At 71.4% G+C, this 23,852-nt stretch carries 19 protein-coding genes; 10 read left to right on the top strand and 9 right to left on the bottom strand.

Translation table 11 applies throughout. The features are described from left to right. Nucleotides 1-14 precede the first annotated feature (14 nt). Nucleotides 15-1,619, top strand: coding sequence for a gamma-glutamyltransferase (locus tag VK501_RS20350; RefSeq protein WP_324340626.1), 1,605 nt, complete (start codon nucleotides 15-17; stop codon nucleotides 1,617-1,619). A gap of 106 nt (nucleotides 1,620-1,725) precedes the next feature. Continuing rightward, the gene (locus tag VK501_RS20345) at nucleotides 1,726-2,979 is read left to right on the top strand and encodes a hypothetical protein (RefSeq protein WP_324340624.1); all 1,254 of its coding nucleotides are present in this window, start codon (nucleotides 1,726-1,728) and stop codon (nucleotides 2,977-2,979) included. A gap of 196 nt (nucleotides 2,980-3,175) precedes the next feature. Here the strand turns inward: VK501_RS20345 and VK501_RS20340 are convergent, their stop codons facing one another. Together VK501_RS20340 and VK501_RS20335 are read right to left on the bottom strand one after the other, a co-directional pair. Beyond that, nucleotides 3,176-3,535, bottom strand: a complete 360-nt coding sequence (locus VK501_RS20340; protein WP_324340622.1) for a VOC family protein — start codon at nucleotides 3,533-3,535, stop codon at nucleotides 3,176-3,178. Between the two features lie 135 nt (nucleotides 3,536-3,670). Further along, entirely contained in the window at nucleotides 3,671-3,949 is a 279-nt protein-coding gene (locus tag VK501_RS20335; RefSeq protein ID WP_324340621.1) for a glutathione S-transferase N-terminal domain-containing protein, read from the bottom strand. 110 nt (nucleotides 3,950-4,059) lie between these two features. Between VK501_RS20335 and VK501_RS20330 the strand changes: the two genes are divergently transcribed. Both VK501_RS20330 and VK501_RS20325 read left to right on the top strand, forming a co-directional pair. Then, complete coding sequence (locus tag VK501_RS20330) at nucleotides 4,060-4,686, top strand: PadR family transcriptional regulator (protein ID WP_324340619.1); 627 nt, start codon at nucleotides 4,060-4,062, stop codon at nucleotides 4,684-4,686. Next, on the top strand, nucleotides 4,683-5,891 hold the full coding sequence (locus VK501_RS20325) for an NAD(P)/FAD-dependent oxidoreductase (RefSeq protein WP_324340617.1): 1,209 nt from the start codon (nucleotides 4,683-4,685) through the stop codon (nucleotides 5,889-5,891). Before VK501_RS20330 ends, VK501_RS20325 begins: the two co-directional genes overlap by 4 nt. 11 nt (nucleotides 5,892-5,902) lie before the next feature. Here the strand turns inward: VK501_RS20325 and VK501_RS20320 are convergent, their stop codons facing one another. Next, the gene (locus VK501_RS20320) at nucleotides 5,903-6,403 is read right to left on the bottom strand and encodes a nuclear transport factor 2 family protein (protein WP_324340616.1); all 501 of its coding nucleotides are present in this window, start codon (nucleotides 6,401-6,403) and stop codon (nucleotides 5,903-5,905) included. Between the two features lie 54 nt (nucleotides 6,404-6,457). Between VK501_RS20320 and VK501_RS20315 the strand changes: the two genes are divergently transcribed. Then, entirely contained in the window at nucleotides 6,458-7,003 is a 546-nt protein-coding gene (locus tag VK501_RS20315; RefSeq protein ID WP_324340615.1) for a helix-turn-helix domain-containing protein, read from the top strand. 32 nt (nucleotides 7,004-7,035) lie between these two features. Beyond that, the gene (locus VK501_RS20310) at nucleotides 7,036-7,986 is read left to right on the top strand and encodes a phosphatase PAP2 family protein (protein ID WP_324340613.1); all 951 of its coding nucleotides are present in this window, start codon (nucleotides 7,036-7,038) and stop codon (nucleotides 7,984-7,986) included. Between the two features lie 4 nt (nucleotides 7,987-7,990). Here the strand turns inward: VK501_RS20310 and VK501_RS20305 are convergent, their stop codons facing one another. The 4 genes from VK501_RS20305 to VK501_RS20290 form a co-directional block, all read right to left on the bottom strand. Beyond that, complete coding sequence (locus VK501_RS20305; RefSeq protein ID WP_324340611.1) at nucleotides 7,991-8,488, bottom strand: hypothetical protein; 498 nt, start codon at nucleotides 8,486-8,488, stop codon at nucleotides 7,991-7,993. Between the two features lie 132 nt (nucleotides 8,489-8,620). Next, the gene (locus tag VK501_RS20300) at nucleotides 8,621-9,826 is read right to left on the bottom strand and encodes an acetamidase/formamidase family protein (RefSeq protein ID WP_324340609.1); all 1,206 of its coding nucleotides are present in this window, start codon (nucleotides 9,824-9,826) and stop codon (nucleotides 8,621-8,623) included. A gap of 325 nt (nucleotides 9,827-10,151) precedes the next feature. Then, nucleotides 10,152-11,600: an alkaline phosphatase PhoX gene (locus tag VK501_RS20295; protein ID WP_324340607.1), complete on the bottom strand. Its 1,449-nt coding sequence runs from the start codon at nucleotides 11,598-11,600 to the stop codon at nucleotides 10,152-10,154. Between the two features lie 234 nt (nucleotides 11,601-11,834). Beyond that, on the bottom strand, nucleotides 11,835-12,452 hold the full coding sequence (locus tag VK501_RS20290) for a class I SAM-dependent methyltransferase (RefSeq protein WP_324340605.1): 618 nt from the start codon (nucleotides 12,450-12,452) through the stop codon (nucleotides 11,835-11,837). Nucleotides 12,453-12,503: 51 nt separating this feature from the next. Here VK501_RS20290 and VK501_RS20285 point away from each other — a divergent pair, with 51 nt between their 5' ends. Continuing rightward, a complete protein-coding gene (locus VK501_RS20285; protein ID WP_324340603.1) occupies nucleotides 12,504-14,183 on the top strand; it encodes an FAD-dependent oxidoreductase in 1,680 nt (559 codons plus the stop codon). 180 nt (nucleotides 14,184-14,363) lie between these two features. Here VK501_RS20285 and VK501_RS20280 read toward each other — a convergent pair whose 3' ends face one another. Further along, a complete protein-coding gene (locus VK501_RS20280) occupies nucleotides 14,364-15,422 on the bottom strand; it encodes a HAMP domain-containing sensor histidine kinase (protein WP_324340601.1) in 1,059 nt (352 codons plus the stop codon). Further along, a complete protein-coding gene (locus VK501_RS20275) occupies nucleotides 15,415-16,077 on the bottom strand; it encodes a response regulator transcription factor (protein WP_324340599.1) in 663 nt (220 codons plus the stop codon). Before VK501_RS20275 ends, VK501_RS20280 begins: the two co-directional genes overlap by 8 nt. 211 nt (nucleotides 16,078-16,288) lie before the next feature. Here VK501_RS20275 and VK501_RS20270 point away from each other — a divergent pair, with 211 nt between their 5' ends. Genes VK501_RS20270 through VK501_RS20260 form a run of 3 tightly spaced genes read left to right on the top strand, consistent with a single transcriptional unit; the run spans nucleotide 16,289 to nucleotide 23,845 of the window. Continuing rightward, complete coding sequence (locus tag VK501_RS20270; protein ID WP_324340597.1) at nucleotides 16,289-20,968, top strand: hypothetical protein; 4,680 nt, start codon at nucleotides 16,289-16,291, stop codon at nucleotides 20,966-20,968. Continuing rightward, nucleotides 20,965-22,158: a multicopper oxidase domain-containing protein gene (locus VK501_RS20265; RefSeq protein WP_324340596.1), complete on the top strand. Its 1,194-nt coding sequence runs from the start codon at nucleotides 20,965-20,967 to the stop codon at nucleotides 22,156-22,158. The genes VK501_RS20270 and VK501_RS20265 overlap by 4 nt, the downstream gene beginning before the upstream one ends. 10 nt (nucleotides 22,159-22,168) lie before the next feature. Next, a complete protein-coding gene (locus tag VK501_RS20260) occupies nucleotides 22,169-23,845 on the top strand; it encodes a multicopper oxidase domain-containing protein (RefSeq protein WP_324340594.1) in 1,677 nt (558 codons plus the stop codon). Nucleotides 23,846-23,852: the final 7 nt, after the last annotated feature.

The raw sequence follows: 23,852 nt of genomic DNA, 5'->3' as shown, positions 1-23,852 counted from the left end.
CCGTGCGCGCTCGCATGACGATCCCCGAAGAGCTGCGTCCTGATCCCGACCTCCTGGCGCGGCCGGTGCCTGAGCACGCGATCGCCACACCGCACCGCGAGGCCACCGCGGCCGGCGAGCGGGCGTTCGCGGCCGGGGGCAACGCGCTGGACGCCGCGCTGGCCGCGGCCGCGGCGCTGACGGTCGTCTACCCGCACAACTGCGCGCTCGGCGGCGACCTGTTCGCGCTCGTCCGCGACGAGCACGGCAAGACGGTGAGCGTCAACGCCAGCGGGCCGGCCGGCGAGGCGACCGACGCCGGCGAGCTGCGCCGACGCGCTCCCGCCATGCCGATCACGGGCCCCGACACGATCACCGTTCCGGGGCTGGTCGCGGGGTGGGGGAGCCTGCACGCCGCGGGCGCCGCGCTGCCCTGGGCCGACGCGCTCGCCGCTGCGCAGGCGCTGGCCGCCGACGGCGTCGCCGTCGCGCCGTCGCTGGGCGCGGCCATCGCGGCGGCCGACCTGTCCGACCCGGGCATGGCGGCGGTGTTCGCGCCCGCGGGCGCGCCCCTGCGCACCGGCGACCTTCTACGCCAGCAGGCGCTCGCCGCCACGCTGGCGGCGCTGGCCGCCGACGGCCCGCGAACGTTCTACGACGGCGACGTCGCCGGGCGGTTGCTCGAGGGCCTTGCCGCGCGCGGCAGCCGGCTGACCGAGGCCGACCTGCGCGGGTTCGCACCCGAGGTGGGCGCGCCGCTGCGCGGTCGCTTCGGCGACCTCGACGTCCTGACCAGCCCGCCGAACTCCTCCGGCGTCCTGTTGTTGCAGGCCTTGGCCGCGCTCGACGCGACGGGGGTCGCCGACCCGCTGGGCGACGACGCCGGCGCCTTCGCAGAGATCCTGCGCATAAGCAGCCAGGACCGCGACCGCTGGCTGGGCGACCCGCGCAGCATCGACGTCGACCTCGACGCCTTCCTGGGCGACGCGCGGATCGCCGAGCTGGCGCGTCGCGCCGTGGCCGGCGCCGGGGGTGAGCGCCCGCCGGTGCCCGTCCAGCACCGGGAGCGTCCGAGGGGCGACACCGTCGCGGTCGTCGCCGTCGACGGCTCCGGTCGCGCGGTCTCGCTCATCCAGAGTCTGTTCCACAGCTTCGGCTCGGGCATCCTCGATCCCGGCACCGGCGTCCTGCTCCACAACCGCGGCGCGTTCTTCAACCTGCGCGAAGGTCACCCCAACGAGCTCGCGCCCGGGCGCCGGCCGGCCCACACGTTGATGCCGGTCATGGTGGACCGCCAGGGTCGCCTGCGCGGCGTGCTCGGCACGATGGGCGGCCGCGTCCACGCGCAGATCCTCGCCCAGGTGCTGCTGCGCCTCCGCGCCGGTGCCTCGCCGCAGCAGGCGGTCGACGCGAGTCGCTGGATCGTCGGCGCCATGGAGCGCGCCGAGCGCGACGACGTCGTCCGCGTCGAGGACGGCGTCGCGCCCGCGGCACGCGCGGCGCTGCAGCGCGCCCGCCTGCGACTCGTCGACGAGCCCCGCGACTCCGAGTCGTTCGGCCACGCGCAGGCGATCTGGCTGGAACCCGTCCTGCGGGCCGGCAGCGACCGGCGCGCGGACGGCGGCGCGATCGTCGGGTGACGACCATCCACCGAGCTGGTCGGCCGGCCGCCAAGTCCACTAGCGTCGAGCGAATGGCCGTGTGGGCGCCCGACGTTCTTGGGCGACGTCGATCAAGCTGCGTCCCATGTTCTCCCTCGGCGCTCTGCCGATCGCGGCGTCGGCGATCGCCCTGGCCATCGGCGTGTCGCCGGCGTCGGCCCTGACCTGGACGCCGCCTCTGCAGCTTCCCGGGCGCTACATCGACGTCGACGCGACGGACGCGCCGCCCGTCGCGGCCAACACCCGCGGCGACGTCGTGGCGTCATGGATCGGGCCCCGCGGCAACGTCGTCGCGGTGGGCAACCGCACCCGAGGGTTCTCCAAGCCCGTAGACCTCCCTGCGCTGCTGGGCGAGCCGACGGTCGCGATCGGCCCGAACGGCGGAGCGATCGTGGGCTGGACCTCCGCCGGCGACGATGCCCATGCCTTCTACGCCACGCTGTCGTCCTCGGGCAGGCGCGGGGCGGCCCAGCGCATCGACGCGAAGTCCGTGATCACTGAGGACACCGTGTTCGCGGCCCAGCCCGACGGCTCGTTTCTCGTCGTCTACCACGCGACCGATCATGGAGGCGAAGGGCGCACGACGCTGCGTGCCCTGCGGATCGCACGCAACGGCCACGCCGGCCGTCCGGCGATCGTGTCCGCGGTGCCGCGGTTCGACGACGACGACTACGAGCTCACCGGCGCCTCGACGGTCGACGGCCGGCTGTTCGTCTGCTGCGGCCGGACCGCGAGCGGCCGCACGCTGGGATGGCGGTACGCGCCGAGGAAGGGATGGGCGAGCATGTCCTTCAAGATGAGCGCGCACGAGCACCGCGGGGCGCTCGCCACGTCGGCCGGGCTGACGCTGGCCACCAACACCGACGCGCGCAAGGCCGCCTTTGGGGTTCCCGCTCTCGAGCTCCTGCGGGCGGGCAGCGTACGACGCGTCCTGGTCGACGTCCCGCATCCGACCACCACGGCGGTCAAGGCCGGCACGATCGACGCACACGGCCGACCGCTCGTGACCTACGCAGACGGAGGCCAGCTGTACGGCGTCAGCCTGGACGCGCAGGACATGCCTGGCCGCCCGACGCCGCTTGGCCCCGTGCCCAGTGACCCCGAGCGTGACTCCGGCTTCGCGCAACCCGTCGCGGCCGCCTGGCACGCCGGAGCGTTGGTGGCGTGGGTCGACCAGGACCACTGGCGCGTGGCTACCGAGCGGGACGGGGTGTTCGCCGCGGCGTCGGCGCCTTCGGGCGTCGTCGCCTCGACGCGCTTGGCGACGGCCGGCGGAGCCGCCGTGCTGTCCTGGTATGACCACAACCACCACGCGTTCGTAAGCATCGCGAGGCCCTGAGCGGTCGGTCCGTGCGCAGGGCAGCGCCGTGCATGCGCGGCCGCGCGCTACCTCAGCCGAGAAGGCCGACGGTCGCCGCCGCGACGGTCAGGACGTGTGGCCGACGGCTTGGCCGCAGCCGAGCAGGTTTCCTTCGCTGTCGCGAAACCAGAATCGTTGCGAGCAGCTGCGTGCCTGCAGGGGCTCCGCGGGCGCCTCAGGTGTACGGCGCGTAGCGGTGGTGCAGCATCAGGTCGTTGCCGTCAGGGTCGGTGAAGAGCGCCATGTGGCAGACCCCGGTGTCCAGGATCTCACCGACGAACTCGACGCCCCGGGCCTCGAGCTCGGCCCGAGCGGCCGGTACGTCGTCGACATGGAGGGCGGGGTGGGCGTTCTTCTGGGGCGAGAACGGCATGCCCTGTCGCTCCGGCTCCCAGATGCCGAAGCACGTCTCGCCTGCCCAGACCTCGAAGCGCCCGTGGTCGTCGGCTCGCAGCCCGAGCGTGTCGACGTAGAACGTGCGCGATCGCTCGGCGTCCTGTGACGGGATGCCCACGAAGTCAAGCTTGCTGATCATTGATCTCTCCGATTCGAGGTCGCACGGTGACGTGGAGAGCAGATCATCTCAAGGAGGCGTCGCGAACCGCGGCTCGCCGGCACCGACATGAGCACCCAGACGACCCAGCCGGCGATCGCGAGCGCGGTCTGCGGCTCACGGTTGCTGCTCGACCCACCCCAGGATGTCGCGCGAGTGGGTGATCACCGTGCCGTCGGGCAGCTTGAGCGCGGGGAGCTTGGCGTCGCCCGTCTCCGCCCGGAGCTCGTCGCGCGAGCCCTTGCGGAGAAGGGGAATCGGGTGCCCGGGCGCCGCGATCACCCGCTCGTAGGGGATCCCCGCCTCGCGGAGTCCCTCCTGCACACGGCGGCACGGGTGAAACCGCGGGCCGCCGTCGTCGCCGTGGCACACGAACAAGATCGGGAGCTCAGTCATCGTGCTCATGAGACTGGCAGGCGCCCAGGAAGTCATCGGTCGTGATAGTTGACACTGGCTAGGCGATCCTGGATAGTCTGTTCCGACTACGACGGCGGGCGGAGGAGCAGATGGCAACGAAGCGGAAGGTCGGGAACCTGCTGGCGCTTGCCGTGCTGTCCTACCTGGCGCGGGCGCCGATGCACCCCTACGAGCTGGGCCGGACCCTGCGCGACAACGGCGACGCGCGCAGCATCAAGTTCAACAACGGCTCGCTCTACATGGTGGTCGGGCAGCTCGCGAAGGCGGGCTTCGTCGTCGAGCAGGAGACGATCCGCGACGGCCAGCGCCCGGAACGCACCGTGTACGCGCTGACCGACGCCGGCCGGCAGGAGCAGCGCGAATGGCTCCGCGAGCTCGTCGAGGAGCCGCAGCACGAGTACTCCGCGTTCGTGGCCGCGCTCTCGCTGATCGGCGCTCTGCGGCCCGACGAGGTGGTCGAGCTGCTGAGCACGCGGCTGGGCCGGCTCGCCGAGCGGCGCGCAGAGATCCGCGCGCTGATCGATGGCACGCTCGCCGAGGGCGTGCACCCGCTGTTCCTCGTCGAGGAGGAGTACCGGCTCGCGCTGCTGGAGGCCGAATCCTCGTTCGTCGAACGGCTCATCGAGCGGATCGACCATCCCGAGACCGGCTGGGCGCCGATCTGGGCGCAGTTCCACGGCGAGCCCGCCGACCGCGACGAAGGGCACGCGTCATGACGGACGTACGCACCGCCTTGGTGATCGGGAGCGGCATCGCCGGCCCCGCCATGGCCATGGCGCTGCAGAAGGCCGGCATCGACTCGGTGATCTACGAGGCCGAGCCGGCCGGCTCCCACGGCGCCGGCGTGTTCCTGACCCTGGGCTCGAACGGCATCGATGCGCTGCGGGTCCTGCACGCCGACGAGCCCGTGCTGGCCGCAGCGTTCCCGACGCCCGCCATCACGCTGCGCAGCGGCACCGGGAAGCGCCTCGGCGAGAGCCGCACCGGCCGGACCCTGCCCGACGGCACGACGAGTCAGACCGTCAAGCGCGCCGATCTGTACCAGGTGCTGCACGACGAGGCCCGCCGCCGCGGCGCGCGCATCGAGTTCGGCAAGCGGCTCGTCGCAGCGCAGGAGACCGGCGGTGGCGTGCGCGCGGTGTTCGCCGACGGCAGCGAGGCATCGGGCGACGTGCTGATCGGGTGCGACGGCGTCGGTTCGACCGTCCGGCGCATCATCGACCCCGGCGCGCCCCGCCCGACCTACGCCGGCTTGGTCGGCACCGGCGGCTACGCGACCGGGGTGGACGTCGGCATCGAGCCGGGGAGCTACGAGATGATCTTCGGCCGCCGCGCCTTCTTCGGCTACGCGCTGGCGCCGGACGGCGAGGTGTGGTGGTTCGCCAACGTGCCCCGGCGCGACGAGCCCGCCCCGGGCGACCTCGCAGCCATCGGCGGCGAGGAATGGCGCCGCCGGCTGCTCGACCTCTACGCCGCCGACGCCGGGCCCGCGGTGGCGCTCGTCGAGGCCACCCCGGACCTCGCGGCGATGACCCCGGTCCACGCCGTCCCGCACCTGCCGACCTGGCACACCGGCCGGATGATCGTCGTGGGGGACGCCGCGCACGCTCCCTCGCCCACGTCGGGACAGGGCGCCTCGCTCGCGATCGAGGACGCCGTCGTGCTGGCCAAGTGCCTGCGGGACGTGCCCGGCCACCATGCGGCGTTCGCCCGGTTCGAGGCGGAGCGCCGGCCGCGCGTGGAGCGCATCATCAAGTGGGCCGCTCGCATCAACAACAGCAAGGCTGCGGGCCCCGTCGCCAGAGTCGTCCGCGACGGCATGCTCCCGGCGATCCTGAAGCTGACCGCCGACAGCAAGGCGCACAGGCAGACCTATGACCACCACATCGAATGGGACGCTCCGATGGGGGCGCCAGCCTGACAGCCGGCACATCATGCGCTCTTCGGAACGGGTGCCACCCCCATCTCGGTGAGCTTGCGGTCGAATGCCAGGATGCTCCCCGTATCTGCGTAGAAGTCCTCGTGGTCGACGACCTTGCCCCACCTCGTGCGCATCACGAGCACCGTCCGGTTCTCGTAGAGCCGCGCTCCGTCCGGTCCGTCGGCGTGGTCGTCGAAGCGGACCATCATCGTCAGCGCCCAGGGCGCGCCGCTGATCGCGATCTGCTTGATCTCGCCCTGCACCTTCGCGGCGGTGAAGTTCTGCAGGAAGCGGTCGATGCCCGCCTTGCCGACCCAGTCGCCGGCCCAGCGGTGGTCGCCGTCGTGGAAGCGGAGGACCGCATCGTCGGCGTAGGCGTCGAGCAGCGTGGAGCGGTCGCCCGCGTTGAGCCGCTTGACGTCGCGCCGGAACTTGACGAGCAGCACCTGCGGAAGCAGCGCGCGGCCGGCGACTGCGATCGCCGCTCCGGTGACGATGCTCTTGACGTTCATGCGGACTCCCTCTAGGTAGATCGCTCTAGTTAGCGAGAGCGTACAGTGCACGGCATGGAAGCGACCACCCCTACCCGCGAGCGGATCCTCCACGCGACGGCCGAGCTGTTCCGGCGCCAGGGCTATTCGGGCACCGGGCTCAAGCAGGTGGTCGCCGAGGCGCAGGCGCCGTTCGGCTCGCTCTATCACCACTTCCCCGGGGGCAAGCAGCAGCTCGCCGACGAGGTCATCCGCACCGGCGGCGCGTTCTTCCAGGCGCTGGTGACCGCGGTCTACGACGACGAATCGACGGCGGAGGCCTCCGTGCGCGCGGTGTTCCAGGGCGCTGCCGAGACGCTCGTGTCGAGCGATTTCCAGGACGCGTGCCCGATCACCACGGTCGCCCTCGAGGTCGCCAGCACGAACGACGACCTGCGTCGGGCGACCGCCGAGGTCTTCGAGCAGTGGACCGTGGCGCTGACCGACCGCCTCGGAGATCGCGGTCGCGCGCTGGCCGTGCTCGCGGCGCTCGAGGGCGCCTTCGTCCTGTGCCGCGCGCAGCGCACGGTCGAGCCGATGCTGGCCGCGGGGAACATGGCGGCCGCGCACGTCGCGCGGTAGCAGAGGCGGCCCGCGGGTTATCGTTCGGCGGCATGTCCTGGCGAACCGTCTCGGCGCTCGCCCAGGTCGCGTACCTGGCCGGGCTGGTCATCGTCACGGTCATGACGGGGCTGCCGCTCGAGCGCACGCAGCTCTTCTTCTGGATCCTGCTCGGCCTCGCGGTCGTCAGCCTGCGCGGGTGGCGGAGCTGGGGCCGCATGCTGCTCGAGTGGCTCCCGCTGCTCGCGCTGCTCGTCGTGTACGACTATCTCCGCGGCGCGGCCAGCGTGCCTGCCGGGCAGGCGCACGTGTCGCCGCAGATCGACGTCGACCGCTGGCTCGGCGGCGGCCAGGTGCCGACCGTCTGGCTCCAGCACCACCTGTACGACCCCAGCCATCTGCGCTGGTACGACGCCGGCATCTGGTGCACGTACCTGAGCCATTTCTTCGTGATCTGGATCGTCGCGGCCGTGCTGTGGAAGGTCGCGCACGACCGCTTCGGTCGCTACGTCTCCGTCGTCGTGCTCGTGACGCTGATGGCGTTCCTGACCTACTGGCTGTACCCGGCGCAACCGCCGTGGCTCGCCGGCGAGCTCGGTGAGATCCCGCCCGTCGACAAGATCGTGCCGACGGTGTGGGACCGCCTCGGAGTGCCCGTCGCGGCAGATCTGTTCGAGACCGGCGACGGGCTCGTCAACCGCGTGGCCGCGATGCCGTCATTGCACGCGGCCTACCCCGCGATGCTCCTCCTCTTCTTCTGGACCGAGGGCAGGTGGTGGCGGATCGGCTGGTCGACGTACACGCTTGCGATGGGCTTCTCGCTCGTCTACGGCGGCGAGCACTTCGTCGTGGACATCGTCCTCGGCTGGCTGTACGCGGGCATCGCCTTCGCCACCGTCCACGTCGCGTGGCCCGCCGTTCGCCACGCGCGCGTGCGCCCGGGGGACTCAGGCGATCGCGCCGGCCAGGCGGAGCCCGCCGGTGCCGGCGCGATGCGCCTCTGACGGCTCAGCAGCCCAGCGGCTTGCCGCTCGCATCGCCGGCGCGCTGCTTGCGCAGCGTGACGCCGATGCTGTCGGTGACGTCGCCATCGGTCCCGCGGGCGGTGACCACCAGCGTGTGCCTGGTGCCGAGCTTGCCCGACTTGCCCTTCAGGCCCGCGATCTTGCCGTCCTTGATCTCGGCGAGGATCGCGTAGCAGTGCGCGGCCTTGCCGTGCTTGCCGCGGATCGAGGACACCGAGTGGCCGGTGTCGTCCAGGGCGCCGCCGGCGCGGATCATGCCGTCGAAGCGGCGCGGCAGCTCACCCTTGGTCTTGAAGACGACCTTGGCGTAGGTCTTGCCGGGCTGGATCCGGGTGTCCTTGTAGGCGTAGGCCTTGACGATCTCGATGCTGGACACCGTGGTCGGAGCGTCGCTCTGCGCGGTCGCGGTCGCGGCGCCCGCGGGGGCGAGGGTGGCGAGGAGGGTCAGGGCGGTGAGGGAGGGGAGGAGCTTGGGGGTCATGCTCCTATGAACGAGCTGTGGCGCCGGCGTCCCCGGCACCCTAGGTGGAGACTTTTCACACCTGCGCGCCGTGGCGCAACCAAGGCCCGGCGACGCTCGTCGCCGGGCCGTTGCGTCGAGCGAGCTCGATCGCTACTTCTTGAGGAAGATGCTCTTCGGGATCACGCCCTCGATGATCTGCGTGCCGTCCACGGCCTCGGCGACCTTGAAGTCGACGGCGAGGCTGGCGAGCGACTGCGCCTTGGCCGGTGTGAGCCCCTTCTCCTTGATGAGGAAGTCCACGACGTTGGCCGTCGCGAGCTTCATCGAGCGGTTGAGGTCGTAGTCGATCCCCATGATGTAGTAGTTGTCCTTGTCCTCGACAAGGGGCGTCGTGATCGGCTGCTTGTGCAGGATGAAGCGGAACGTGCCGCCCAGCGAGGTCTCCAGCGCGCCGCCGCTGACCTCGCCGCCGCCCTGGGCGGTGTGGCCGTCGCCGGTGTAGAACTGCGCGCCGGGCTGGGTCACGGGCAGGTAGAGCGTGCTGCCGGCCTTGAGGTCCTTGGTGTCGAAGTTGCCGCCGAAGGTGCCGGGCGGGTTGGAGATCTGCACGCCGGAGAGCGGCGGCGGCGAGCCCGGCGTCGGGCCGACGAAGACGCCTGAAGCCGGCGCGACGCCCATGACGCCCATGAACGGGGCGGTGGGGATCTGGATGTCGTTGTTGAACAGGACCACTTCGCGCCCCTTGACCTTGGCCGTGCGGTACAGGTGCTGGCGCTGGTTGGGGTACAAGCCGCCGGGTGCTCCGGCGGGAACCGGCGGGATGTCGACGGGCACGTCGCCGTTGCGCCAGCCCGGGTAGGTGGTGCTGAAGACGCCGCGGGTCGGCGCGGTGCTGTTGATGCCGTAGGGAACGCGCGAGTGGACCTCGAGGACCTGGACCTCCAGCGTGTCGCCCGGCTGCGCGCCGTCGATGTAGATCGGGCCGGTGAGCGGATGCGCGCCGCCGTAGGCAGGCCGCGTGGGGATGCTGGTCCAGAAGTCCTTGGCGTCCTGGAGGACCTCGTTGGGCTGGACGCCGAAGAGGCCGAAGACCGACTCCGGGTTCAGGGTCGCGTTGGTCGAGCCGTCCGGGGCGATCGCGTCGATGGCGACGCTCTCGCCGGACTTGATGTTCAACAGCGCCGGCCGGCCGATCGGCAGGCCGACGTAGACCTCGTTCTCCGGACGGGCGGAGAGGTAGTGGTCGGCGTGCTTGGCGATGCTGCCGCCGCTGAGTTGGTCGTCGGCGTTCGCCGGGCTCAGGCCGACGCTCGCGCCGAGCGCCGAGCAGGCGAGGGTCGCGAACGTCAGCGCCATCGAGGCGCGAGTCCGCAGACCCGTGGGAGGGGAAGCTTCCACGAGGTACTCCTTGAGAGATGGGAGGGGGGACCGTCCCGGCGGCGGTGAGGCCGCCCGGGGCGCTGCACTCCCATCAGCGACGCAGCGTCGTCACCATGGACCACCGGGCGGAAGACCGCCGACGAGCAGTCGAATGGCCTAGTAGAACCCGTGCTCCGCGAGCGGCACGATCAGCTCGCGCTCCTCGTAGGAGAAGTGCGACAACAACGCGTCGGGCTACGTCGCCGCGGTGCGCGTGGCCTCGTCCTGAGCGGTGCTTCAGGACGAGGCCGCGGGCGGGCGGTCAGCGCTGCTTGGCGAATGGCCCCTGGATCGCGAAGACGTACCCCGGCGTCTGGATGTTGGCGAAGAGCGTCTTCTTGTCGTGCGAGAAGTTGGGCCCGGTGAACTCCGAGTCCTCAGCGTCGTCGTTGCGCGCGAACATGAACGGCTCGCCGCTCTCGGTCGAGCCGACGAGGTGCTGCTTGCCCTCGCCGTCCTCGGCGATGATCAGCCCGCCGTAGGCCGAGACGGTGATGTTGTCCGGTCCGTCCGGATCGCTGTCCTGGTCCAGCGGCGTATAGGCGAAGTGCAGCTTGAGCTCGATGGTGTCGGCGAGTGGGTCGAGGAACCAGATCTGGCCGTCGTGCTGTGCCGCGCTGCCGTCGGTCAAGCGTGCGAAGGAGCAGACGAAGTAGGCGCCGCCGTCACCCCACCACATCCCCTCGAGCTTGCGGCTGCGGGTGATCTGCGGGTTGGTGAACTGCTTGCGCGTCGACACCGTCCGCGCGTCGCGGTCGGGCACGGCGACCCACGCTGCGCGGTAGGTGGTGCCGGGCGTCGTCGCCACCGAGAGATCCGGAACGTGCGCGCCGTCGAGCGTTGACGCCTTGAGCGCCTCGAGCACGCCCGCGTCGTCGGAGACGGTGCGCAGCACGCCCTTGCCGAGCGGCAGAGCCTCCTCCGGCGGGGTCCAGCGGTACAGCAGCCCGTTCGGGTTGCCGGCGTCCTCCGTGAGGTAGATCGTCCCCGTGTCGGGATCGATGACGAGCGCCTCGTGCGCGTAGCGCCCGAGCGCCTTGATCGGCTTGGGATCGCGATTGGCGTCGAGGTCGTACGGATCGACCTCGAAGACGTAGCCGTGGGGCTTGGTCTCTCCGCGCAGGCTCTCGGCCTCCTCGCAGGTCAGCCACGTGGCCCAGGGCGACCTGCCACCCGCGCAGTTGTTCAGCGTGCCGGCGAGGCTGACGTACTCGCGGACGCGGTTGCCCTCCTTGTCGACCTCGATGGTCGTCGTGCCGCCGCCGGCCGCGGGGTCGTACGTGAGGCCCGCGACCTGCGGGACCGGGTATGGCTCGCCGCCGCCGACCTCGTGGTTGACGATGAGCACGCTGCCGCTGCCGCCGTGGCGGACGAAGCTCGCGGTGCCGTCGGGATCGGACGGGGTCGGCTCGCCCGAATCGAGCTTCGTGACGCCCGACTGGGCGACGATCTTGTAGGTGAAGCCCGCGGGAAGCGAGAGGAGCCCGGCCGGGTCGTCGACCAGCGGGCCGTAGCCGACCTGGCCCTTCGGCGGCTTGCCGTTCCTGGCGCCGGCCGGGGCGGCGCCGGCGCCGAAGAGGCCGGTGACGCTGCCGCTCAGCGCGATGCCCATGCCCGTGGCCGAGCGGGCCAGAACGGATCGGCGGGAGAGCCCGGACCGCTCTGCGGCGTCGGGGTCGCTGTCGGAACGCAGCTCGGGGGACGTGCTCATGCTCCACTCCATCCTTCGGGAAAACGGACGCCGACCAGAATCGCGGCGGCCCACGCCGAGGAGGTGATGGAGTTGTGAAGATCTGACGGTGGCGGATGTGTCGACCCGGTGGTCTCGTCTGGCGCGGTGGCCGGCCGCGCTGCCGGAAGATCTGGCGGGGACCGCCGAGCTGGGACCCCGACGTAAAACGATCAACGGTCCTGGCTGGTCAGCACTGACGCGCTGGGGCGCGGGTCAGCGAGGCACGGCGGTGCCGAGGGAGGCAGCGCCCACGAACTTGGGCGCGCCGTCCTCGTAGAAGACGTCCAGCTCGGTGATCGTGAAGCCCGCCGCGGTCACGAGGTCCACGATCGGGCGGGTGAGGTGACAACCGCCGAAGAGCCGCTTCTGCAACGGCTCGACGCGGCGCTGCCAGCGACGCACCTGCTCGTCGGGGGCGAGTCCGTGCTCGACGAAATGCAAGGTCCCGCCGGGCTTGAGGACCCGCCGCACCTCGCGCAGCGCGGCGGCGACGTCCGGGATCGTGCACAGCGTCCACGTCGACAGGGCGGCGTCGAAGCGGTCGTCCTCGAAGGGCAGCGACTGGCCGTCGAGGCCGGAACGCCGGACGGGGACGCTCGTCGCCTCGATGCGCGCGCGGGCGAGCTTCCAGCCGACGTCGGCCGGCTCGACCGCCGCAACGCCGGTGACGGCCGCCGGGTAGAACGGGACGTTGAGCCCCGAGCCGAAGCCGATCTCGACCACGTCGCCCGCGAGGCCGTCGCAGACGCGCTGACGTAGCGGGTCGGTCGCCTTGATCCCGCACGCGACGTCGATGATCCGCGGGAGGACGTGCTCGCCATAGAGTCCCATGAGCGCTCGGCCTACGTTACGCCTCCGTTGCACCGGAGTAGCCTTCCGGGGGTGGCGACGACGCGCGTGGTGCGCAGCGAGCGGTTTCCGGACCTCGACGACGAGGTGCTCTTCCCGCGGCTCTCGGACAGCAAGCTGGCGTGGCTGGCCGAGCGCGGCGAGCGGCGGACGTTCCAGCCCGGCGAGGTGCTCTACGAGCATGCCGTCCGCGACGCGCCGTTCTACGCCATCGAGCGCGGGCGCGTCGAGCTCGTCGACCGCAAGCCCGGCAAGGACGTCTACGTCGCGGAGGCCGACAGCCGCACCTTCATCGGCGACATCGCCGCGTTCACCGGCGAGCCGACGATCAGCGCCTGCGTGGCGATCGAGCCGACCGACGTCATCGTGTTCGACCAGCACGGGCTGCGTGACATGGTCGCGCGCTGGCCGGAGCTCGGCGAGCACATCTTCCGCACGCTCCTGGCGCGGCGGGCGTGGCACGAGGCCGAGGGCCAGGGCGTCATGCGCCTCATCGCCGCGCGCGGCTCCCGGCGGGCGTTCGAGGTGCGCGACCTCCTCGAGCGCAACCTGCTGCCGGTGCGGTGGTACGACGTCGACACCGACGAGGAGAGCGCCGAGCTGCTCGAGTGGCTCGACATCCCGCGCTCGGAGACGCCGGTCCTCGTGCACGCCACCAACGTGATGCGCAACCCGTCCGCCGCGCAGGTCGCGCGGTCGCTGGGCCTGCGCGCCGAGGTGGACGGAGAGCGCTTCGACCTCGTCGTGCTCGGCGCCGGGCCGGCCGGGCTCGCCGCCGCGGTCTACGGCGGCTCGGAGGGGTTGCGGACGCTGGTGGCCGAGGCTTGGGCGCCCGGCGGCCAGGCCGGGACCAGCACGCGGATCGAGAACTACCTGGGATTCCCGGCCGGCATCTCCGGGACGGAGCTGACGCGCAAGGCGACGCTGCAGGCACGGCGCTTCGACGCGGTGCTGTCGAGCTTTCACCGTGCAGTCGAGCTGGCCGACGGGCCGGAGGGCCTCGTGCGCGTGGACCTCGACGACGGCCAGCACGTGCTCGCGCGCTCGGTCGTGATGGCGACGGGCGCCCGCTGGCGGGAGCTTGAGGCGCAGGACGTGGACCGCTTCCGCGGCGCCGGCGTGTACCACGCGGCGATGGCGACGGATGCGGAGCGGTGCCGCGGGGAGGACGTGATCGTCGTCGGGGGCGGCAACTCGGCGGGGCAGGCGGCGGTGCACCTCGGGTCGCGTGCGCGCAGCGTGCGCGTGGTGGTCCGCGGTCAGGCGCTGAAGTCGACGATGTCGCAGTACCTCGTCGATCGCCTCGAGCGCTCGACGCGCATCGAGGTCCTCACCGAGACGGAGGTCACGGCGGTGCACGGCTCCGCGACGGTGGAGTCCGTGAGCCTGCGAAACCGCCGGGACGGCACCGTCGAGCGGGTGGCGGCGACGGCCGTGTTCGTGATGATCGGGGCGGATCCGTGCACCGAGGCCGCGACGGGGATGCTCGCGCTCGACGCCGCCGGCTACCTGCTGTGCGGCACCGGTGCGGCGACCTGCGACGGGCACCTCTGCTGGCCGCTGGCAGACCGCGAGCCGCATCTCCTCGAGACCGTCCGCCCAGGCGTGTTCGCGGCCGGCGACGTGCGCGCCGGAGCCTCGAACCGCGTGGCCGGCGCGGTCGGCGACGGCGCGCTGGCCGTCCGGTTCGTGCACGACGTGCTGGCCGGCTGAGGCGCAGCGCGGCTCGACGCCGTGCCGGGAGCCGACGCCGAAGACGGCGCCTTCCCCGAGCTCACGCCCCACGTCTCGAACGTCCTGGGCAAGCTCGGCGCCCGGGACCGCTGACGTCACCACCTCCGGCTGGTTCGCCGCCCCGACGGCACCGGCCGCCCTGACCGAGGACGGCGCGCTCTACAGCGCGACGTCGGGCAGCACGAGCGACAAGGGCGGGGGCTGCATCGCCGCCGCCGGCACGAACCCGCTCAGCCGCATCCGCACGGTCGCTCCTCCGGCCGGCGTCGGCTGTGCCTCGGCCGAGCCGCCGTGGGCTTCGGCGATCGCCTTGACCGCGGCCAGGCCGAGGCCCGTGCCGCCGCCGCCGCCCTGAGCGGCGTGCGGCGAGCTCCAGAAGCGGTCGAAGACGCGGTCCAGGTGCGCGTCGGCGATCCCGATCCCGGAGTCGATGACCTCGAGGACCGCCTCGTCGCCGTCTGCGCGCAGCACCACGGCGATCGGGTCGCCGGGCACGGTGGCCTTGACCGCGTTCTCGATCATCGCGTCCAGTGCGGCGCTCAGCCGCTCGGCGTCGCCCGACACGTGGCCGCCGGTGACGATGTCGACGCGCCAGTCGCGGTCGGCCGCCGGCGGCCAGCGGCGCGCCGTCGTCTCGACGACCTGGCCGAGGTCGACGGAGGAGCGGACGAAGCCCCGGTGCTCGGCGGTCGCGAGGATGAGCAGCCGATCCGAGATCCGCGACAGGCGGTCGAGCTCGTCGATCACGACGTCTGCGTCGTCGACGCTCTGTGGATCGGTGGCGCCGCCGCGCACGAGCTCGGCGTGGCCGCGGGCGACGGTGATGGGCGTGCGCAGCTGGTGGGAGGCATCGCGGATGAACTCGCGCTCGCGCGCGGACGAGCGCCTCAGCGCCTCGAGCGCGCCCTGATGCCGCCGGGCGTGCCAGACCATCGCCACGAACATCGCCGCCATCATCGGCACCTCGGCGAGCTCGCCGACCGCCAGCCCGTTGGTGAGCACCGTCACCGTCATGGCCATGCCGGTGCCCAGGCACACCGCGGCGAGGATCGGGACCGTGGCGCCCAGCGACCACAGGCGGAATCCGTAGAGCAGCGTCAGGCTGACCCAGATGTTGTGGAACGGGACCGTGGCGCCGTCGGGGAACATCACGATGACCGCGATGTTCGCCAGCGCGAACACCGCCCAGAGCAGCTCGGGCCACGGTCCCTTACGCATGCACGCAGTAGCCGACGTTGCGCACGGTCTCGACGGCGTAGGCGCCCAGCTTGGACCGCAGGCGACCGACGTACACGTCCACCACGTTGGTCGCCGGATCGAACGAGCAGCCCCAGACGTCGGCCAGGATCTCCTCGCGCGTGCACACGTCGCCGGCATGGCTCATGAGGTGTTGCAGGAGCAGGAACTCACGGTCTGAGATGCTCACCGGTCCGGCGCCCGCGTCGGCCGTCCGCCGGCGTACGTCCATCCGCAGGCCGCCGGCGGTCAGCAGGGCCTCGCCGCCGACCGAGCCGTTCGGGCGCAGCCGCGCGCGCACGCGGGCCAGCAGCTCGGCCAGCGCGAACGGCTTGCCGATGTAGTCGGTGGCCCCGATGCCGAAGCAGCGGACCTTCGTCTCGACGTCGGTGAGCGCGGACAGCACCACGACCGACTGCTGAGGGCGGCGGGCCATCGTCTGGGTCAGCACCGATGTGCCATCCATCCCCGGCATGAGCAGATCCAGGATCACCAGCTCATACATCCCGGTGAGCGCCAGCTCGAGGCCCCGCGCGCCGCTCGTGACGCCGTCGGCCGCGATGCCGTCCGCCCCCAGCGCGCGCCGGACGAAGCTGACGATCCTCGGCTCGTCGTCGATGACGAGGACACGACTCATGGACGCACCCTGCACCCCTCCCGGCACCGCGCGCATGGGTAGTTCACGCACACCTTCGTGCAGTCCTTCGCACAGGCCGGATGACAGCCGGATGACAGTTCGCTGACACATCTGCCATCGCCGGCCGCCGGCGGTCCGCGGCCCGCAATGAATAGCGGCGTTCGGCTGGCGCACTGAAGCGCGCTACGGAAAGACGGTCGAAGGGAACGTGATGACCGAGCTGGCGAGTGGATTCCGGGGAAGCGACGAGAAGGACGTCGCTCCGAGTGCCCGGAGGTCACGACCGCGTCGCCGCGCACTCCTCGCGGCGCTGGGGGTGACGGCGCTCGCGCTGCTCGTGCCGCCCGCCTATGCCGGCGCCGCGACCGTCACGGTCGCCGCCCGCGACGTGGCGTCCAACGCCGCCCTGCCCAACTTCACCTACATCGTCAACGCCGACAACGCTCGCGACCCGCGCGATCCCAACCCGCTGCTGCGGCCGAGCATGGCGCCGACGGAGAGCAACAGCCCGCTCGTCGCCCAGGGCGACCAGGACCGCCCGACGGTGGACCTGCCCGCCGGCCGGTACCTCGTCACCGTGCGCGCGCCCGACCACAAGATGTGGGGTCGACACATCACGCTCCCGCGCGACGCCGGAACGCTCACGGTCGCCCTCCGCGGCGGAGCGCTGCCCCTCGGCAAGTTGAAGGTGTTCGTCTACCAGGACGACCACTTCACCAACAGCCAGCCCGACGAGGGCGAGGAGGGCCTGGCCGGGTTCCACGTCACGCTGACCGAGAGCACCAACTCGCAGGTCAGCGTCGACTACAACAACGAACCGCTCTGCGGAGGCGACTGCGTGACCGACGCCGACGGCGCGGTGACGATCAGCAACCTGGCGCCCGCGACCTACACCGCGTACGTCACGCCGCCCGACGGCAGCGACTGGATCCAGACGTCCACGTTCTTCGGCGGCTTCGGCGTGACGGTCGGCGCCGAGGAGGGCGGTGCCGGCACCGGCGGTCCCGAGGGCCTGCCCGGGCTGCAGCTCTTCGTCCCGCCCAGCCAGCGGACGGGCAGCACGTTCGGCTTCGTCCATCCCAAGGAGTTCACCGGGAGCTCGACCGCGACGATCAGCGGCACGGCGCGCAACTGGGTCGGCTATCCGCCGTTCGACACGCTCGTCACGCGGGAACCGGTCGAGAACCCCTACGTCGCGCTGAGCGACACGGCCAGCGACGAGCAGGTCTACATGGCCCGCGGAGACTCCGACGGCAACTTCGCCATCCCCAACGTCCCGCCCGGCACCTACGTCGTGGCCATCTGGGACGAGCAGTTGACCTACATCATGCGGCTGCTGACCGTCACGGTCAGCGCCGGGCAGCAGGTCGACCTCGGCGACGTGGGCGTCGCCCGCTGGTTCGGCTGGCTGTCGGGCGACGTCTTCCGCGACGACAACGGCAACGGCGTGCGCGACGAAGGCGAGTCGGGCATCCCGAACACCGATCTCGACCAGCGCTGGCGCGACGGCTCGATCAAGGAGACCGTCTTCACCGACGCCTTCGGCCGCTACGAGTACCCGACCACCGAGGGCGGCAACGTCGGCAAGTTCTTCATCGGCGAGGTCGGCTTCGCGCGGTTCCAGACCAACGGCGCCTCGCTGCACGACGAGTACGACCCCAGTCACGTCGAACGGGTCCCGTCGGAGCTCGGCGGCGGGCTGCTGACCAACCAGTTCGTGGTCGAGGGCCATCGCTCGGAGGTCGACTGGGCCAAGGAGCCCTACCCGCAGGGCGTGCCGGGCCAGATCGTCGGCGTGACCTACTGGGGCACGACCCGCAACGAGTTCGACGCGCGCTTCCAGGCGCACGAGGACTACGAGCCGGGCGTCCCGGACGTGACCGTGCAGCTCGAGGGCCTCGGCGCGGACGGCAGGCCCAACACCGCAGACGACCCGATCCTCAACCGCTACTCGAGCGACAAGTGGACCGCGCCGACCGACTGCGACCTGCGCGACAGCCTCGGCGCACCCGTCACCGGCCTGAACCCGTTCATCGCGCCGCGCTGCCTGGAGATCCCCGCGCTGGCCAACGAGACCAAGGACGGTGGGTTCGACGGCGGCTACGCCTTCGCCGCCTACTGCCCCGAGTCGCGCGGCGGGTTCGACCACTTCGCCGCCAACGGCGACACCGTCTGCGGCGACGACGGCGACCCGCAGCCGCTGGTCCCCGGCCAGTACATCACCCACGTCCTGATGCCCGACGACGGCCACGGCCACGACCTGTACAAGATCGTCGCCGAGGAGGACGTCAACGTCGACCTCGGCGCACAGTACGAGCCGGCCATCCCGCCGCCCGCGTGCACCGGCGACGACCACGTGGTGCCCGCGGTGGACACCAACCCGCGCGGGCCCTACGGGGGGACGACCCGGCCCCTGTGCGACAAGCGCCTGGTGCAGCTCAACGCGCAGCAGAACGCCAACGCCGACTTCACCCTGATGACCAACCAGACGACCGGGACCGACGTCCAGATCCCCGGTCGCGTCATCGGCCTGGCCAGCAACAACCTCACCTTCGAGCGCGACGAGAAGGCGCTCTGGTACGGCGAGCCCGCGCCGGTCGGCCACGTCCCCGTCGGCATCCGCGACTACAAGCACCGGCTGCTGACGACGGTCGAGACCGACGAGAACGGCATCTACGAGGCGGTGCTGCCGTCGACCGAGACCCTCAACTGCCCGATCCCACAGGGGCCGTGCCCCGGCATGTACACGTTCGTGGTCAACGATCCGGGCGACCGGGACCATCCCAACCCGAGCTACGACCCCAACTTCCAGACCAACCGCATCGTCGACTCCATCTGGCCGGGACAGACGACGCAGCTCGACACCCCGGTGCTGCCGATCGCCGCCAACGGGTGCCAGCTGCCCACCGACACGCCCGAGCTGCTGGAGGTGTCCAAGCCGTACGTGCGGACCAGCGACTCGGGCACCGCCCGCCGGATCACCATCCAGGGCGACTTCCTCGGCGCCGCTGCCGGCGCGGTGCTGCTGGACAACACGACGCTGACGACCGGCAACGGCGGGATCGTCAGCTGGAGCAACCGGCAGATCGTGATCCAGGTCCCGGCCCTGCCGGCCGGCCCGCGGCAGCTGCTGATCCGCGGGGCCAACGGCATCGTGTCGCCCAACGGGATCACCTTCCACGTGCTCGGCAGCGGGTACAACCCGGCGGTCGTCACCGTCGCGCCGCCGAGCACGCCGCACGCGATCCAGCTCGCGATCGACGCGCCCTCGACGGCCGCCGGAAGCCTTCTGGTCCTCCAGCCCGGGGTCTACCGCGAGAACGTGATCCTGCACAAGCCGCTGAAGCTGCAGGGCCTCGGCCCCGGCGGCATCGTGGGTGACGCCGAGCCCGCCAACCGGCCGGCCGACGACCCTCGCTTCAACGTCAAGGGCACGGTCGTCGACGGCCGCTACTTCGAGGACGACCGCGCCTACTGGACCAGCCGCGTGGCGGCGCTGGCCCCGTTCGCCGGGGTCGACGCCGACCACCCGGTCCTCGAGGGCGCCGACATCACCGTCGTCGCGAAGACCAACACCTCCTACAGCGGCACCGGCAACAACGCGGCACGCATCGACGGCCTGGGCATCACGACCGGGCGCGGCCAGGGAGCCGGTGGCATCCAGCTGCAGGCCTTCGCCCGCAACGTGCAGATCACCAACGACGTCCTGGAGAGCGACGGTGGCGTGTTCGCCGGCGCGATCGCCGTCGGCCAGCCCTACTACGACGCCAACAACACCAACGTCACGATCGGTCGCGACCGGATCGTCGGCAGCGGCGGGCTCGCTCGCGCGGGCGGCATCGGGATCTTCACGGGCTCCAACAACTACGAGATCGCCAACAACGTCGTGTGCTCCAACTACGGCGTGGAGTACGGCGCCGGGATCTCGCACTGGGGCCTCAGCCCCAACGGGCGGATCCACGACAACCGCATCTACTACAACGAGGCGTTCGACTCCGGTGCGGGCATCACGATCTCCCAGGAGACGCCCCAGCCCGTCAACGGCCAGGACGTGCTCGGCGCCGGCACCGGCACGGTCGACGTCGACCGCAACCTCATCCAGGCCAACAACTCCGGTGACGACGGCGGCGGCCTCTTCGTCATGAACGCCCACGGCGCGCGGATCAACATCCGCAACAACATGATCACCGACAACCACGCCGCGGACTACGGCGGCGGCCTGGTGCTCGACGACTCGTCCAACGTGTCGATCGTCAACAACACGGTCGCCAACAACGTGACGTCGTCCTCGGTGCAGGGGACCGACGACGAGCCGCACGCGGCCGGGCTCGTGTCCCACAAGAACTCCGACCTCTGGCAGGCGACGCTGCCGGCCACCGCGAAGCGGTTCTCGGACCCGGTCGCCCTGTTCAACAACATCTTCTGGCAGAACGAGGCGTTCACGCTGAGCAGCCATGCGGTCGACGCGACGCTGGTCTCCCGTGGCTTCCTGGACTTCGGCGTCGCGGGCACCACGGGCAGCTTCTCGCCGCGGTACTCGCTGCTGACGGCCGGTGCCGCGGGGCAGGGCAACATCATCGGCCAGGACCCGCTGTTCATCACGCCGTTCGACCTGGTGCTGTCGGTCGTCAGCGCGCGCGCCGATCCGCAGATGGCCTCCGTGACGATCACCGGGTTCGAGCCGCCCGTCGGCCTCGGTGGCAACTACCACCTGCAGAACGGCTCGCCGGCGATCGACCGCGGGGCGGCGTACTCGAACTTCCCCGCGGTGCCCAACGGCAGCTCGGTGTTCGCGCCGACGATCGACTTCGACGGCCAGTCCCGGCCCCAATTCCGCAGCCTGCGGCTGCTCACACCGTTCGACATCGGCGCAGACGAGGTGCCGCGATGAGCCCGACGACCCGACGCGAGTTCCTGCAGGCCACCGGGCTGGGGGCGGCCGGTGTCGCCACGGGAGGGGCGCTGCTGGCCGCCACGCGCGGCGAGGCGCTGCCCAACCCGAAGGTCGACACCGCCCTGGGGGCGACCGACGGGCACATGATCCTGCCCAACCGCCCGGGCGACGCGCCGGTCTACATCTTCGGGTTCGTGCCGGTCCCGTTCAGCGCCTCGGTGAGCACGCTCACCAACACCTACAAGGGCAAGGCCCAGACGCCCGCGCCGATCCTGGCCTTCCGCCAGGACACCGACATCAGCCTGCGGCTCACCAACCTCGGGCTGGTCGGCCGGCCCGACCTGGCCGACTCCCACACCGTGCACTGGCATGGGTTCCGCACGCCGCCCGCGCTGACCGACGGCGTGCCGGAGGTGTCGGTGGCGGTGCCGCTGCAGCGGCAGTTCACCTACTTCTACCGCCCGCACGACGCCGGCACGTACATGTACCACTGCCACTTCGAGGACGTCGAGCACGTCCAGATGGGCATGCAGGGCATCGTCCTCGTGCGGCCGAGCATGGGCGACCGGTTCGCCTACAACCACGCCTCGACGGCGTTCGACCGCGAGTTCGCGATCCTCATCGACGAGATCTGGACCGCGCCGCACGACAACGGCGAGCAGATCCAGGAGACGATCTGGACCGACTACGACCCGGACTACTGGACCCTCAACGGGCGGGTCTATCCCCAGACGCTGCTGCCCAACGACGATCCGTCGCTCCCCAACCAGCCGATCTCGTCGCTGGTGCAGTGCAACGCCGGCGACAAGGTGCTGCTGCGGCTCGCAAACCTCGGCTACGAGCAGCACGCGCTGCAGCTGCCGGGGATCGGCATGAAGGTCATCGGCCAGGACGCCACGCTGCTGCGCAACGCCCTCAGCGGGGCAGACCTCTCCTACCGGACCAACACGCTGTACATCGGTCCCGGCGAGGCGCGCGACGTGCTGTTCACGGCGCCGGCCTACAGCTCCGACCGCCCGGGCGGCACCGGCTCGCGAGGCCCGTACAACACCTATCTCTTCAAGAATCGCGACGCCAAGAAGCTGACCAACGCCGGTGGCGCGGGCCTCGGTGGCATGGCGACCGAGGTGCGCGTCCACCAGAACGCGCTGCCCGCTCAGACGACGCCCAACGAGACCTATGCCTAGGACACAGACCATGTCGAGCAGACGGCCGCGAGCCCTGTTGCTGATCGCGTTGATCGCCGGCGCCTGCGCGCTGGGCGGCGCCGGCACCGCCGTCGCGGCACCGACCGGGATGGTCTGCCAGAACGGCACGAGCTTCGACCTGACCGCACGCAGCGGCTACGTCGAGACCCCCGACGGCAACAGCGTGTTCATGTGGGGCTACGCCCGGACGGGCGGGGCCTTCCAGATGCCCGGCCCCGTGCTGTGCGTCAACGAGGGCGACACCGTCACGGTCACGCTGCACAACGCGCTCGCCGAGCCGGTCTCGATCGTCTTCCCCGGGCAGCGGCCGGTGTCCACCGGTGGCGGCGATCCCGGCCTGCTCGCCCGCCAGGCGCCGCCCGGCGGCCAGGTGCAGTACTCGTTCACGGCCGACCGCCCCGGGACCTATCTGTACGAGAGCGGCACCGACCCGGCCAAGCAGGTCGAGATGGGCCTCGCCGGCGTGCTCGTCGTGCGGCCGTCCGGCCACCCCGACTGGGCCTACGGCAGCGCCGACACCGAGTTCAGCCCGCAGCGCGAGTACCTCATCATGATGTCGGAGATCGATCCCGACCTGCACAACGCGGTCGAAACCGGCGCCACGTACGACATCACCAAGCTGCACAACCGCTACTTCACGATCAACGGGCGGTCGTTCCCCGACACGATCCAGGACAACGGCGTGCCGTGGCTGCCTGCGCAGCCGTACGGCGCGCTCGTCCGGGTCAAGCCCTACGACGCGACCTCCAACCCGCGACCGGCGCTCATCCGCATGGTCAATGCCGGGCTGCTGAACCATCCGTTCCACCCCCACGGCAACCACCTGCGGATGATCGCCCAGGACGGCCGCCGCTTCCTCACCCCGAGCGGCGGCGACGCCTCCTCCGAGCACTTCGGGGAGACCGTGCCCGCGGGGTCCACGACCGACATGCTGTTCTCGTGGACCGACCAGGACAAGTACTCGCCGACCAACCCGCTGCCGGTCACGATCCCCGGCTACAACAACCTCGCGTTCAAGGACGGCGACACCTGGTACAGCGGGAGCCCGTACCTGGGGTACAAGGGCACGCTGCCGGCGACCGTGCGCTCCCAGAACGTCTGCGGCGAGCACTACTTCCCGTGGCACAGCCACGCGCTGAACGAGTTCACCAACTTCGACGCGGGCTTCGGCGGCCTCGCCACGCTGCTGCGGGTCGATCCGCCCGCGGGCTGCATGGCGGTGCCGGCGTCCACGAAGATCGTCACCGGAAGCCTGAAGGGCGGCACGTACGCCAGCCTGGCCACCGACGACAGCCCCGCGACGTACTACGAGGTCAACTCGACCACCGTGGCGCCACGCCGCACCGAGTGGTACGCGGGCTTCACCGGCGTGCCCGCGGGCTTCCAGAACCTGAAGGTGTCCTACAAGGGCAGGAGCTCGTCGAGCTGCACCCAGACCGTCGCCATCTGGCGGTGGGCGACCAGCGCCTGGGTCCAGCTCGACACGCGGGCGGTCGGCGCTTCGGACGTGTCGATCGCGAATCTCAGCCCGCCTGCCCCGCAATCGGACTTCCGCGGCACGGGAGCGAGTGCGGGGCAGGTCCGCGTCCGCATCGCCTGCTCGGGACCCGCCGTGAGCTTCAGCTCGAGCGGGACCTCCATGAACCTCGTCTACGACGCGCCATGAGCGGGTC

The organism is Baekduia sp. (genome assembly GCF_035318805.1).
Classification (GTDB): domain Bacteria; phylum Actinomycetota; class Thermoleophilia; order Solirubrobacterales; family Solirubrobacteraceae; genus Baekduia.
This window is presented reverse-complemented; position numbering and strand designations above follow the sequence as displayed.